Source organism: Nocardia sp. XZ_19_369 (assembly GCF_015355715.1).
Lineage (GTDB): Bacteria > Actinomycetota > Actinomycetes > Mycobacteriales > Mycobacteriaceae > Nocardia.
The window spans coordinates 1,267,963-1,280,801 of record NZ_JACVED010000001.1 but is presented as its reverse complement, the minus strand read 5'-3'; the positions used below and the strand labels follow the sequence as shown (position 1 = coordinate 1,280,801).

The window sequence follows — 12,839 nt, the reverse complement described above, 5'->3', positions numbered from 1 at the left end:
TCGTAAACCCAAGGGAGAGTGGCCACCCCGCGGGAAGAACGTGGCTCTACTACTCCATCGCGGCGAGCGCGCGGCCGAGCTGGTCGATCTCGAACTTGGTGGTGTACGGCGCCAGGCCGATGGTGACCGCGCCGCCTTCGTCGTTCACACCGAGGGCGTCGAGCAGCCGACTGCCGCCGTGCACGCCGCTGAGGGTGCCGATGCGGTTGTCGGCGAGCTTGGCGGCGACCTTCTCGGCCTGCATGCCCGCGAGAGTGAAACTGACGGTGGGGATTCGGGTGGAGGCCCGGCCGATCACGGTGAGGTTCGGGATCTTGTCCAGCACATCCATCAGGTGCTCGAACAGCTGATCGTGGTAGTCCTGCAGCGAGGTGATCGACATTTCCAGGCGCTGGCGGCGGCTGCCGCGGGCCCGCTCGTCGAGGCCGGCCAGGAAGTCGATCGAGGTGGTCAGCCCGGCGAGCAGGGCGTATTGGTGTCCGCCGACCTCGAGCCGCTCGGCGCCCTTCGCGTAGGGGTTCAACGACATCGAGGGAATCCGGTCAAGAAAGGCCGGATCGCGGAACACCAGCGCGCCGATCTGTGGACCGCCCCAGGCGGGTGCGCTGAGCGCGACCACGTCGGCGTTGAGTTCGTCGATGTCGATGAGCGCGTAGGGCGCCGCGCCGAACGCGTCCGCGACGAGCAGTCCGCCCACCTCGTGCACCCGGTCCGCGGCCACCCCGACCGCGGGGGCGGAGCCGACGATCGGCGAGGCGGCGGTGAGCGCGACCAGTCGTGCGGTGGGCCCGATCAACTCCTCGAACTGCCAGGACGGCATCTCGCAGGTCTCGATCTCCACCTCGGCCCAGCGCACGTGCGCGCCGTAGCGATTGGCGATGCGCAACCACGGCGCGACATTCGCCTCGTCGTCCAGCCGGGACAACACGATGCCGGTGCCGAGCCCGAGCCGCGAGCTCAAGGATTCGGCCAGCCAGGCGAGCAGCACGGCCCGATCCGGGCCGAGCACAACGCCCGCCGGATCGCCGCCTACCAGATCCGCCACCGCCTCGCGGGCCGCGTCCAGAATGGCGGCGCTACGCACCGCCGCACCATTGCGACCGATATGCGAAAAAGAGGAAGTTCGGAATCCTGTTGAGACGGCGCGAGATACCGCATCGGGCACCAGCATGCCCGCTTGCGGGTCGAGATGGATCCAGCCGTCGCCGAGGGACGGTATCAGGCCCCGAACCCTCGCGACGTCGTAAGTCATGTTGGCCACTCTAAGGGCAGCGGGCGAGCCTGTGTAACCGTGTTCCCCTCCGCTTCATAGCGGGGGCACAGCGACCTGGGACTCAGCATGGCAACCGACTTTCAGCAAATCCGAACCACACGACCCGAACAGAATAGAACGCCGCCCCGCGCCTATGACGAGGACCGGGCAACCTGGTCGCAGCCGGTTATCCGCAGGCGGCGTGAACACCGGCTTAGCGCGTTCGGGAGCGACGCGACATGATAGGGACCATGACGCAATCGGATGAGGCCCCGGACCACATCGTCGTAGTCGGGCCCGACGGCCGCCCGTTGGTCATCCCAGCGGAGGCCGCGGACGACGCACCGTTCACCGCGCAGGTGGTGACCGACGAAGACAAGAAGGACAACTCGGACGACCGGGACGATTCGGGTGAATCGCTCGCCGACATGGTCGAGCAGCCCGCGAAGGTCATGCGCATCGGCACCATGATCAAGCAGCTGCTGGAGGAGGTGCGCGCGGCTCCGCTCGACGACGCCAGCCGCAGCAGGCTGAAGGAGATCCACAAGTCGTCGGTGCGCGAACTGGAGCAGGGCCTGGCCCCGGAACTGCGCGACGAACTCGAGCGGCTGACGCTGCCGTTCACCGATGACGCCATTCCGTCCGACGCCGAACTGCGGATCGCGCAGGCCCAGCTGGTCGGCTGGCTGGAGGGCCTGTTCCACGGCATCCAGACCGCGCTGTTCGCGCAGCAGATGGCCGCGCGGGCGCAACTCGAGCAAATGCGCCAGGGCGCGCTACCGCCCGGCATCCACGCGAGCGACCCCCGCGGCGGCCCGGCCAATCACGTGACCGGCGGTTCCGGGCAGTATCTGTGAGGCGCTGACCCGCGTGTGCCACGCGGGTCGGTAGGAATGTCCAAGGGTAGTGTCGAGCACCGTGCCCGCCGCTGCCGCTCGCCCCGACTCGGAACAGAGTCCGGGGCGTCCTGAAGAGAGCTCAGTGCGTTCAGATGACAGCCAAGTGCGTTCAGATGACTCCGTGCGTCCGGAAGAGGATTCCTCCGGCGACAGCACGGTGCGCTCCGATGACGGCGCGGCGGAAGAGGATCCGGTGAGTCCCGCGGAGACCCCGGCCGCGCCCGGGCAGACCGCCGAGGTCGCCGAACCGGTGGACACCGAGCCGATCGCCTCGGATTCGCAGACCCTGCAGCGGGCGTTCAAGGATTTCCGCGTCGGTTTCGGCCAGCGCGAACTGTGGTTGTCGCTCGGCTGGCAGGACATCAAGCAGCGGTACCGGCGCTCGGTGCTCGGCCCGTTCTGGATCACCATCGCGACCGGTGTCCAGGCGGCCGCGATCGGGCTGCTGTACGCGGCGCTGCTCAATCAGCCGATCAAGGACTACCTGCCCTACGTGGCGGTGGGCATCATCGTCTGGAACGTGATCAACGCGAGCATCCTCGAGGGCTCCGATGTCTTCATCGCCAACGAGGGGCTGATCAAACAGTTGCCCTCGGCGTTGAGCGTGCACGTCTACCGGCTGGTCTGGCGGCAGCTGCTGTTCTTCGCGCACAACATGCTGATCTATCTCGTGGTGCTCGTCGCGTTCGGTGTGTGGGAGAAACTGCACTGGACCGCGCTGTTCGCCATTCCCGCGCTCGGGCTGCTGTTCCTGAACGCGATGTGGGTGTCGATCGTGTTCGGCATCTTCAGCACCCGCTACCGCGATATCGCGCCGATCCTCGGCAGTCTCACGCTGATGCTGTTCGTGCTGACGCCGGTGATGTGGAATACCAAGAGCCTCGAGGCGCAGGGCGGCCAGGTCAGCGAACGCGCGAAATTGGCCGAGCTGGTCCCGACGTTCCACTATCTGGAGATCATCCGCGCGCCATTGCTCGGCGACGATCAGCATCTGTATCACTGGGGCATCGTCGGCGCCATCACCGTGGTCGGCTGGCTCGTCGCGATCTACGCGATGAAGCAGTTCCGCTCGCGCGTGCCGTACTGGGTTTAGGAGGGCATCGATGACCGACCATGTGAGTATCGAAACCCGCCAGGCCTGGGTCGAATTCCCGATCTTCGACGCCAAATCGCGATCGCTGAAGAAGGCGTTCCTCGGCAAGGCGGGCGGCGCGATCGGGCGCAACCAATCCGATGTGGTGGTGGTCGAGGCGCTGCGCGACATCACCCTGTCGCTGAAGGAAGGCGACAAGGTCGGCCTGGTCGGGCACAACGGCGCGGGTAAATCCACGCTGCTGCGGCTGCTTTCGGGCATCTACGAGCCGTCGCGCGGCAGTGCGCGCATCCGCGGCCGGGTGGCCCCGGTGTTCGACCTCGGCGTCGGCATGGACCCGGAGATCTCGGGCTACGAGAACATCATCATCCGCGGCCTGTTCCTCGGGCAGACGCGAAAGTCGATGCTGGCCAAGATCGATGAGATCGCCGATTTCACCGAGCTCGGCGAATACCTGTCCATGCCGCTGCGCACCTACTCCACCGGTATGCGGGTTCGCCTGGCGATGGGCGTGGTGACCTCGATCGACCCGGAGATCCTGCTGCTGGACGAGGGCATCGGCGCGGTGGACGCCGAATTCATGAAGAAAGCCCGGCTGCGTCTGCAGAAATTGGTGGCCCGATCAGGCATCCTGGTATTCGCCAGCCATTCCAACGAATTTCTCGCGCAACTCTGCGATTCCGCGTTGTGGATCGATCACGGACAGATCCGCCTGCGTGGCGGTATCGAAGAAGTGGTGCGAGCCTACGAGGGTCCGGACGCGGGAAACCACGTCGCGACCGTGCTGCGCGAATTGGAAGCCGAAAAGACCATGGACACCGAACGAGAACTGGAGCGGAACCAGGCATGAGTGAGCCGACCGGGCAGGACACCCCGATCGAGAAAGGGGCATCTGCTCCGGTCGACGCCACCACAGCGCCGGTGCGTGCGAGCGGTGCCGTCGGCACCGGCCCCGACGCGCGGATCGTGGCGATCGTGGTCACGCACAAGCGTCGCGAACTGCTCGCCGAGTCGCTGAAAGTCATTGCCTCCCAGTCGCGCCCGGTCGATCACCTGATCGTGGTCGACAATGCCAACGAGCCCGAGGTCGCGGACCTGGTCCGGGACCAGCCGATCGAGACCACCTACCTCGGTTCGGCACACAACCTCGGCGGCGCGGGCGGTTTCGCGCTCGGCATGCTGCACGCGTTGAGCCTCGGCGCGGACTGGGTCTGGCTGGCCGACGACGACGGACGGCCCGAAGGCCCGGAAGTCCTTGCCATCCTGCTGGATTGCGCGAAGCGGCACGGCCTGGTCGAGGTGTCGCCGGTGGTCTGCGACATCAACGAGCCCGACCAGCTCGCCTTCCCGCTGCGCCGCGGCGTGGTGTGGCGGCGGTTGCGTTCCGAACTCGGCGACGAGGACTTCCTGCCCGGCATCGCCTCGCTGTTCAACGGAGCGCTCATCTCCGCCAAGGCCGTCGACGTGATCGGCGTGCCCGACCTGCGCCTGTTCGTGCGCGGCGACGAGGTCGAGGTGCATCGCAGGCTGGTCCGCTCCGGGCTGCCCTTCGGCACCTGTCTGCAGACCGCGTATCTGCATCCGAATGGTGCCGCCGAATTCAAGCCGATCCTCGGCGGCCGGATGCACACCCAGTACCCCGACGACCCGGTGAAGCGTTATTTCACCTACCGGAACCGGGGCTACCTGATGTCGCAGCCCGGGATGCGGAAGCTGCTGCCGCAGGAATGGATTCGCTTCTCCTGGTTCTTCCTGGTCACCCGCCGCGACCCGGCGGGCCTGCGCGAATGGTTCCATCTGCGCTCGCTGGGCCGCCACGAGCAGTTCGGCAAACCCGACGAGCGTCCCTGAACTGCGCGCAGCCAGGCTGCGCGCACGCGGGTAGTCGGAACCCGGCAATAAATGAGTTGCGTGGGGTGTCGAGCCATGTCAATGTTGGGCAACTGCGAGTGAGGCGAGGAGGTGTGGACCGTGGCTAGGAGCTTGCGGATTGTCGTGTTCGGACGAGCTGTGCCTGCGCACGCCGCCACACGAAACGCCCCCTCATTCTTCAGTCACTGAGTCCGCGTTGGGCTCGGTGCCCAACGAAAGATTCCTTCCATCATGGTCGAGAACGACCTCCTTGTCCCTTACGGCTGGACCGAAGCCGTAGCCGATGAATACGCCTCGCTGATCGAGGAAGGCTGTGTGCCCGCCCGGGTGATCCGGATGGACCGCAGCGAATGTGATGTCGCCACACCCACCGGGCCGGCTCGGGCCAAGTGCCCGCGCGCCGATGCCGAGGTCAGCGGGCTCTGCACCGGTGACTGGGTGACGATCGATGCCGAATCCGTTGTGCGACAGCTGCTGCCACGAAAGTCGGCGATCATGCGATCGTCAGTATCCGGACGCTCGCAAGGACAGGTGCTCGCCACCAATGTCGATACGGTGCTGATCTGCACCGCGGCCGACGGGGACGTCGACCTCGGGCGGATCGAGCGGATGCTCGCGCTGGCCTGGGAAAGCAACGCCCAACCCATCGTGGTGCTCACCAAAGCCGACGCGGCAGAAGATATTCCGCTCGACGAGGTGCGGGCCGTCGCACCCGGTGCCGCGGTGGCCGCGGTGAGCGCGAACAGCGGTGCCGGCCTGGATGTGCTCGCCGCCATGCTCGACGGCACCGTCGCGCTGATCGGACCGTCCGGCGCGGGGAAGTCCACCCTCGCCAATGCCCTGCTCGGTCAGGAAGTGTTCGCCACCAACGCCGTTCGCGCCGCGGACAAGAAGGGTCGGCACACGACGGTGCATCGGGAACTGCGGCCGCTGCCGAACGGCGGCACGCTGATCGATACACCGGGACTGCGCGGGATCGGGCTGTGGGACGCCGCCGAAGGCCTCGAGAAGACCTTCAGCGACATCGAATCCCTCGCCGCCCGATGCCGATTCGGCGACTGCGCGCACAACGGCGAACCCGGCTGTGCCGTGCTCGAAGCCATCGACAACGGCGAACTCCCGCAGCGGCGCTTCGACAGCTACCGCAAGCTGGCCAAGGAGAACGCCTGGATGGCGGCGCGCACCGACAAACGCCTGCAGGCCGAACGCGACCGCAACTGGCGCAGCATCATGAAGCAGCAGCGACTGGGTTACAAGGAACGAGGTTCCCGCCGCTGACCCCGGGCGGCCGGGCGGGCGGTAGCAGTCGGCGACCAGCGCCGCCCGCCCTTGGCCACCGCGTTGCATCAGGCAACGGCCCGAGCGGCGTTATTGATCATGAAGAACCTGCTCAGCATGCTATGCAACTGGTTGCATATGACGAGGGTTTACGCTTAGTGTGCACACGGTGGACGGCTGCGGGGTCTCCCCTGCGGCGCTGACGACAGGAGCAGGTCAATGACGGAACCGGGATCCAAGCCGCTCGCGGGTAGAACGCTGATCATGTCGGGCGGCAGCCGCGGCATCGGTCTGGAGATCGCCAAGCGGGCAGCGGCCGACGGCGCGAACATCACCCTGATCGCCAAGACCGATCTTCCGCACCCGAAGCTTCCCGGCACCATCCATACCGCGGCGGCCGAGCTCGAGGCGGCCGGCGCTCAGGTGCTGCCGTTCGTCGGCGATGTACGCATCGACGATTCGGTGGCCGAGGCCGTGCGGCAGACGGTCGAGCGGTTCGGCGGCATCGACATCGTGGTGAACAACGCCTCGGCCATCGACTTGTCGCCCACCGACGCGCTGACGATGAAGAAATACGACCTCATGCAGGACATCAACACCCGCGGCAGCTTCCTGCTGTCGAAGCTGAGCATCCCGCATCTGCGCGCCTCGGCCGCGGCCGACCGCAACCCGCACATCCTCACCCTGTCCCCGCCGCTCAATCTCGACCCGAGATGGGCGGGCATGGCGCTGGGTTACACCATCGCCAAGTACGGAATGTCGCTCACCACACTGGGTTTGGCGGAGGAGCTGAAGGGCGACGGGATCGGCGTGAACTCGCTGTGGCCGCGCACCACCATCGCCACCGCCGCGGTGAAGAACCTGCTCGGCGGCGAGGAGATGATCGCGACCTCACGCACCCCCGACATCTACGCCGACGCCGCCTACCTGGTGCTCACCTCGCCGGCCAAGTCGACCTCCGGCAACTTCTTCATCGATGACGATGTTCTTGCCGCGCACGGCATCACGGATCTGGAGAAGTACCGCGTGGTCCCCGGCGACGGCCCGCTCACCACCGACCTGTTCTTGTCCGACTCGCCACTGGGCAGGTAGCACGGAAGCGGGGGACGGGCCAGGCCCGTCCCCCGCTCATGTCCGTGCGAGATCAGCTGTCTTGCTTGGCATTCGCGATGCCGTACAGCCGCTCCCAGTTGGCGCGGCTGGTCAGCTCGGGCACCGCGGCGCGGTATTCCCGTTGCAGGGCCGGCAGTTCGTTGCGGAGCCTGCGCAGCACGTGAATGGTGCGGCGCAGCAGCTGACGGGCCCGCGCCTTGTCCCGCTGCCGAACGCGAACGCCGGACTGCGAGGCGTCGGTGACCACCACGTGGTCGAACAGCGAGACATGCCACCAGTACGCGTCTTCGCGGGTGACGCCGATGACGCCGTGCTGAGTGCGGCCGAACCACTGGTTGACGGCGCGCTTGATCAGCACGAGCATCGGGCGGCTGGGTTCGCCGGTGGCGCGGCGCAATTGGATGTCACCGGAGCGCACGGGCGGTGTCGAGGCCGGATGCTTGATCGTCTCCGGGTAGTCGGCCCGGCTGCCGCGGGCGGCGGCCAGCGCGGCGATACCGCCGTCCTGCAACACCTTCGGGCCCTTCAGGAAGTCCTCGATGCCCTGCAGGGTGGTGTGCACCAGGCCGTACTGCATTGCGACCAGCTGTTCGGCCAGCTCGCGGAACAGCTTGCGGGTGATCGCCTTTCCGTCGAGATCGGTGTGCAGCGAGCCGACGATCAACGAGTTGCGCGTGCTGAAGTAGCGCGCCCAGTCGTCGTAGTCCTTCCAGTAGAAATCCGCGTGCCAAACCGCCGCGTTCGGCAGGGTGACCGTGACGAAACCGTTCTCGCGGGCGCGGATGCCGTATTCGACGTCGTCCCACTGGAAGAAGATCGGGACGGGCAGTCCGATCTTGGCGACCACCTCGGCCGGGATCAGGCAGGTCCACCACGCGTTGTACCCGGCATCGACGCGCCGCTCCTGGTTGCGCTTGAGCATGCTGGTGTTGCGCAACGCCTTCGGCACCTTCTGACCGTGCCGCAGCTGCTGAAGGTGCACCTCTTCGGCGCCGACATTGAGGTAATCGGGGTTGAGCAGGAACAACATCTGCGCGCCGACCAGGGTCGGCTCCACCGTCATGTTGGCGAAGGCGTTGAGCCGCAACACCGTTTCCGGTTCGCACAGGATGTCGTCGTCCATCAGGATGACGTCGGCGTGCTCGTTCGCCGCGGACACCTCGTAGAGCCCGCGCGTGAAGCCGCCCGCCCCACCGAGATTCGGCTGGCGCAGGTAGCGCAGCTTGTCGCCGAACACCGGCACGACCTCTTGGTACAGCGGCCGATCCTGCACCAGGTCGGTGCCCTGGTCCACCACGTACACCGCGTCGATCGCGCCGAGCACGACCTCGTCGGAGGCCAGCGCCGCGACGGTGTGCGCGCAGTCCTCGGCGCGGTTGAAGGTGCAGATGGCGATCGCGACGGGCCGGATGTGGTCCGGTGCCGCCGTGGTCCAGCTGACCTCGGTGATGCCGAGGTCGCCACCGATGGCGTCGAATTCGAGCCAGATCGCCCCGCCGTCGACGTACTGATCCAGCGGCGCGGTGAGCGTCAGCGGGCCGCTTTCGGTGACTTGCGCGGTGTCGATGATCCGGCGGTGCCCCGCGATATCGGAGGCGACCAGCCGGATCCTGGCCTTCTTGGTCACGTCGAGCACCATGGCCACCCGTACCTCGGTGACGGTGGTCCAGCGCTGCCAGTAGCTCGCGGCGAATCGGCCGAAGTAGGTGTTGGTGTGCGCGGCGGCGCCCTTTTCCAGCCGCAGCGCCTGGCGTTCCCGATGCGCGCGACCCTTGACGACGGCATACAGCTCGTCGCTCACCTTCGCCGAGGGACCGGTGAAGATGCCGCGCTGCAACACCAGCCGATCCGGCGCCCGGTGGTCGGAGCGCAGCGAGGCAGGCGCGACAACGGCCGGCGCTCGATCGTTCGTTTCGGTAACGGCCTGGGTAGCCGACTGATCCATGAAGTCCTCGAAATCGTTATCGTGCCGGACGGGACAGACTGCCCCTGGATGCCGTTCGCGGCGGGGGTGAGGATATCAACCACCGTAGCGAGCTGCCTGCTCAGCCGTGGTGCCGCCGTGTCCTATTTCGGTTGCTGAGCGTTCGCTACTCCGTCGGTGCCTGCCTCGTCGCCGCGCTCGCGCGCGCCGGTGAAGACGAATTTGTCGTAGGCCCAGTAGCGGAAGACCACCGCCACCATCTGGCCGATGAGCGTGCCGGAGATGTTGTCCGAGAGCGGCGAGGACAGGTCGAGCACGTACCGGGAGAAACCGAGGCACCCCAGTTGCAGGCCGATCGCGACGACATTGAAGACGGCATAGAGAAGGTATTCGCGCCCCGGGTTGTCGGTCTTCTTGTGCGCGAAGGTCCACCACTTGTTGCCGAAATAGGTGACCACCGTGGCCACCGCGATCGCAATGATCTTGGCGGGCAGCGGGTAGTGATAAAGCATGCCCTCGCCGCCCCAGAACACCAGGAGGTTGTAGGTGCCCGCGTCGACGAGGAAGCCGATGGCCCCGACCACCAGGAACGCGCTGCCCTGCCGCAGCGCGGCGAGCACCTTCCCGACGATCGATGCCTCGGCGGGCACGGTCTCGCCCGCCCGCGCGGTCGATTCACTGGTTGGCACGGCCCGACGGTACCGCAGCCCCGGCGCGCCATGGCGCGAGGCGAAATTCCCCTGTCGGCGCGCTGAGGTCGGCCACACGTCCGCAGTGAGTTCCCTGTACCCTCCCGGTGTTCCCACATTCACCACCGATCGCGAGGATTGACCCGGGTGGACTCCACCGAGCTTCGAATTGCCGCCGTGGTGCCGTGCCACAACGAGGAGGCGTCCGTCGCCAAGGTCGTGGCCGACCTGCTGGCCGCCGTGCCGGGAATCGTCGTCTATGTCTACGACAACCTGAGTACGGACAAGACGGCCGAACGCGCCCGCGAGGCCGGTGCGATCGTGCGCCACGAATACACCAAGGGCAAGGGCAATGTGGTGCGCCGCGCCTTCGCCGACATCGAGGCCGATGTCTACCTGATGATCGACGGCGACGACACCTACGAGGCGTCGGCCGCGCCGCTGATGATCAAGACCCTGCTCGACGGTCCATACGACCACGTGCTCGGCGTCCGCAGGCAGGACGAGAGCGGATCGGCGTACCGCACGGGCCACGAGACCGGTAACAAGGTGCTCAACGGCGTGGTCGGCAAGGTGTTCGGCGAGAACGTCGAAGACATGCTGAGCGGCTTCCGGGTGTTCTCCCGCCGGTTCGTGAAGAGCTTCCCCGCCGTGTCGCGCGAGTTCGAGATCGAGACCGAGCTGACGGTGCACTCGCTGCACCTGCGGGTGCCGCGGACCGCGGTGCCGGTCGGTTTCCGCGACCGCCCCGCGGGCAGTGAGAGCAAGCTGCGCACCTATCACGACGGGTTCAAGATCCTGGCGCTGATCATCGGCCTGGCCAGGCACGAGCGCCCCGTCGCGTTCTACGGCCTGTTCGGCACGCTGAGCTGGCTGGTTTCCATCATTCTGAGCGTCCCGATCGTGGTCGAGTTCTACAACACCGGTGAGGTGCCCCGGTTCCCGACGCTGTTCCTCGCCTTCACCTTGCTGCTGCTCGGCAGCCTGGCCTGGACCGCGGGCCTGATCCTGGACGGCATCCGGCGCTCGCGGCACGAGGCCGCGCGACTGGTGTACCTGCGCTACTCCGCGGTGAGCGCGGACGAGCACCAGCCCAACGGCAACGGCGGTGACGCCCGCACCGGCGGAGCAGGACTGTGACCACCGCGGCGGAGGACACCGAATCGAATACGACACGGGCGCTGGACGAATCGGCTGCTGAATCGACCAATGGGTCGACGAAGACCACGGCGGTCGAAGCTTCGGTGAAGTCCGGGTCGGCTCGTGACTTCGGCGCGCGGATCGTGACGCGCCTCGGCGGGGCAACGGTCGCGTTCACGGTGCTCGTCGCGATCTTCGGCGGGCTGTTCACCGTTCTCACGCCGCCCTTCTGGGGCCACGACGAGATCACCCAGTTCGGCCGCGCCTACCAGGTCGCGCACGGCGGGTTGTTGCCACAGAAGATTCACGACACGCGCGGAGTCGCCTACGGCGGCGATGTGCCGAAAAGCATCACCGCCGTAATGGGTTACGCGCTGCGCGACTACACGACCAATCCCGAAGAGCCGGGCTCGATGGTCGAGGACCCGGGCGCCTACGACCGGCTCGGCGGGGCCGCGGTCTCCGACGCCACCGAACCGGTCTGGTTCACCAACACCGCCGCCTACTCACCGGTGCCGTATATCCCTGCCGCCGTGGGCATTCGGCTGGCCGAGCTGTTCGGGCTCGACGTCGGCGGGATGATCGCGCTGACCAGGCTCGCCGGGCTGCTCGCCTACCTCACGGTGGTCGGCTTCGGCCTGTACGCACTGCGCAAGCATCGGGTGCAGTGGCTGGCGTTCACCGTCGCGGTGCTGCCGATCGCGGTGTTCCAGGCGGGCACCGTCACCGCGGACACCATGACCAACGCGCTGGCCATCATGGTGTCGGCGCTGCTGGTGAAGGCGCTGTTCCTCGGCGACCGGCTCGGTCGCGTGGAAACCGGTGCGCTGCTCGCCGCGACGATCCTGCTGCCGGTGAGCAAGCCGACCTATGTGCTGCTCGCGATGCTGGTGGTGCTGGTGCCCGCGGACCGGCTGGGTTTCACCGGTTGGCGGCGCTGGATTCCGTGGGCCTTCGCGGCCGCGGCCGGTTTGGTCTTCGCCGTGTGGATGAAGATCGCGGCGCCCACCGGCGACGGCATGGGCCTGATGCGGCCCGAGCACCAGTGGCGCTCGGTGCAGCCTGGCGAGCAGCTGCGCGGAATTCTCACCGATCCAGGGCATTTCATCTCCGTGTTCGGCGAGAGCATCGCACTGCGCGACCAACGGTGGTTCAGCCAGTTCTTCGGTGAGCTCGGTTTCGCCTACATCGATGTCCCCGCATTGACGATGCTGGCCTGCCTGTTCGCGTTCGCGGTGAGCATCGGCGTCGCGGATCGGCTGACCGCGGCCACCTTCCGGCGCACCCTGCTCGTCGCGCTGACCGTGGCGGCCAGCGTGGCGATGATCTACGTGACGCTGTACATGTCGTTCACGCCGGTCGGCTACTACATCATCGACGGTGTGCAGGGCCGCTACTTCGTGCCGCTGGCGATCGTCGCCTTCGCCGTGCTGCTGCGCTGGATGCCGTTGCGGCTCACCAACATCGCGGGCCGCACGCCGACCGTCGGCCCCGCCGTCACCATCATCGTCGCCACCGTCATCGCCCTCATCGGCGCGGTCTGGAAGTACTACGACATCGTCTGGGGCTGAACCGCACC

General features: G+C 67.0%; 11 protein-coding genes. 8 read left to right on the top strand and 3 right to left on the bottom strand.

All coding sequences use genetic code 11. From position 1 onward, the window contains the following. Positions 1-49 precede the first annotated feature (49 nt). Complete coding sequence (locus tag IBX18_RS05820; RefSeq protein WP_194832598.1) at positions 50-1,252, bottom strand: cysteine desulfurase-like protein; 1,203 nt, start codon at positions 1,250-1,252, stop codon at positions 50-52. 251 nt (positions 1,253-1,503) lie between these two features. Here IBX18_RS05820 and IBX18_RS05815 point away from each other — a divergent pair, with 251 nt between their 5' ends. The 6 genes from IBX18_RS05815 (at position 1,504) to IBX18_RS05790 (ending at position 7,486) form a co-directional block, all read left to right on the top strand. Next, complete coding sequence (locus IBX18_RS05815; protein ID WP_194832597.1) at positions 1,504-2,109, top strand: bacterial proteasome activator family protein; 606 nt, start codon at positions 1,504-1,506, stop codon at positions 2,107-2,109. Positions 2,110-2,401: 292 nt separating this feature from the next. Beyond that, the gene (locus tag IBX18_RS05810) at positions 2,402-3,244 is read left to right on the top strand and encodes an ABC transporter permease (RefSeq protein WP_246181052.1); all 843 of its coding nucleotides are present in this window, start codon (positions 2,402-2,404) and stop codon (positions 3,242-3,244) included. 10 nt (positions 3,245-3,254) lie between these two features. After that, positions 3,255-4,094, top strand: a complete 840-nt coding sequence (locus IBX18_RS05805) for an ABC transporter ATP-binding protein (RefSeq protein ID WP_135234298.1) — start codon at positions 3,255-3,257, stop codon at positions 4,092-4,094. Continuing rightward, positions 4,091-5,095, top strand: a complete 1,005-nt coding sequence (locus tag IBX18_RS05800) for a glycosyltransferase (RefSeq protein ID WP_228540321.1) — start codon at positions 4,091-4,093, stop codon at positions 5,093-5,095. The genes IBX18_RS05805 and IBX18_RS05800 overlap by 4 nt, the downstream gene beginning before the upstream one ends. 252 nt (positions 5,096-5,347) lie before the next feature. Next, positions 5,348-6,394 (top strand): ribosome small subunit-dependent GTPase A, encoded by a 1,047-nt coding sequence (rsgA, locus tag IBX18_RS05795; protein ID WP_194832596.1) that lies wholly within the window; start codon positions 5,348-5,350, stop codon positions 6,392-6,394. A 219-nt stretch (positions 6,395-6,613) separates the two neighbouring features. Further along, positions 6,614-7,486, top strand: a complete 873-nt coding sequence (locus IBX18_RS05790; protein ID WP_194832595.1) for an NAD(P)-dependent oxidoreductase — start codon at positions 6,614-6,616, stop codon at positions 7,484-7,486. 52 nt (positions 7,487-7,538) lie between these two features. On the opposite strand, the gene IBX18_RS05785 is transcribed toward IBX18_RS05790, so the two are convergent. Both IBX18_RS05785 and IBX18_RS05780 read right to left on the bottom strand, forming a co-directional pair. Beyond that, the gene (locus IBX18_RS05785) at positions 7,539-9,452 is read right to left on the bottom strand and encodes a glycosyltransferase (RefSeq protein WP_194832594.1); all 1,914 of its coding nucleotides are present in this window, start codon (positions 9,450-9,452) and stop codon (positions 7,539-7,541) included. A 122-nt stretch (positions 9,453-9,574) separates the two neighbouring features. Further along, entirely contained in the window at positions 9,575-10,120 is a 546-nt protein-coding gene (locus IBX18_RS05780; RefSeq protein WP_306796153.1) for a GtrA family protein, read from the bottom strand. 147 nt (positions 10,121-10,267) lie between these two features. Here IBX18_RS05780 and IBX18_RS05775 point away from each other — a divergent pair, with 147 nt between their 5' ends. After that, entirely contained in the window at positions 10,268-11,260 is a 993-nt protein-coding gene (locus IBX18_RS05775) for a glycosyltransferase (protein WP_135234294.1), read from the top strand. Further along, positions 11,257-12,831: a DUF2142 domain-containing protein gene (locus tag IBX18_RS05770; protein ID WP_194832593.1), complete on the top strand. Its 1,575-nt coding sequence runs from the start codon at positions 11,257-11,259 to the stop codon at positions 12,829-12,831. Before IBX18_RS05775 ends, IBX18_RS05770 begins: the two co-directional genes overlap by 4 nt. Positions 12,832-12,839: the final 8 nt, after the last annotated feature.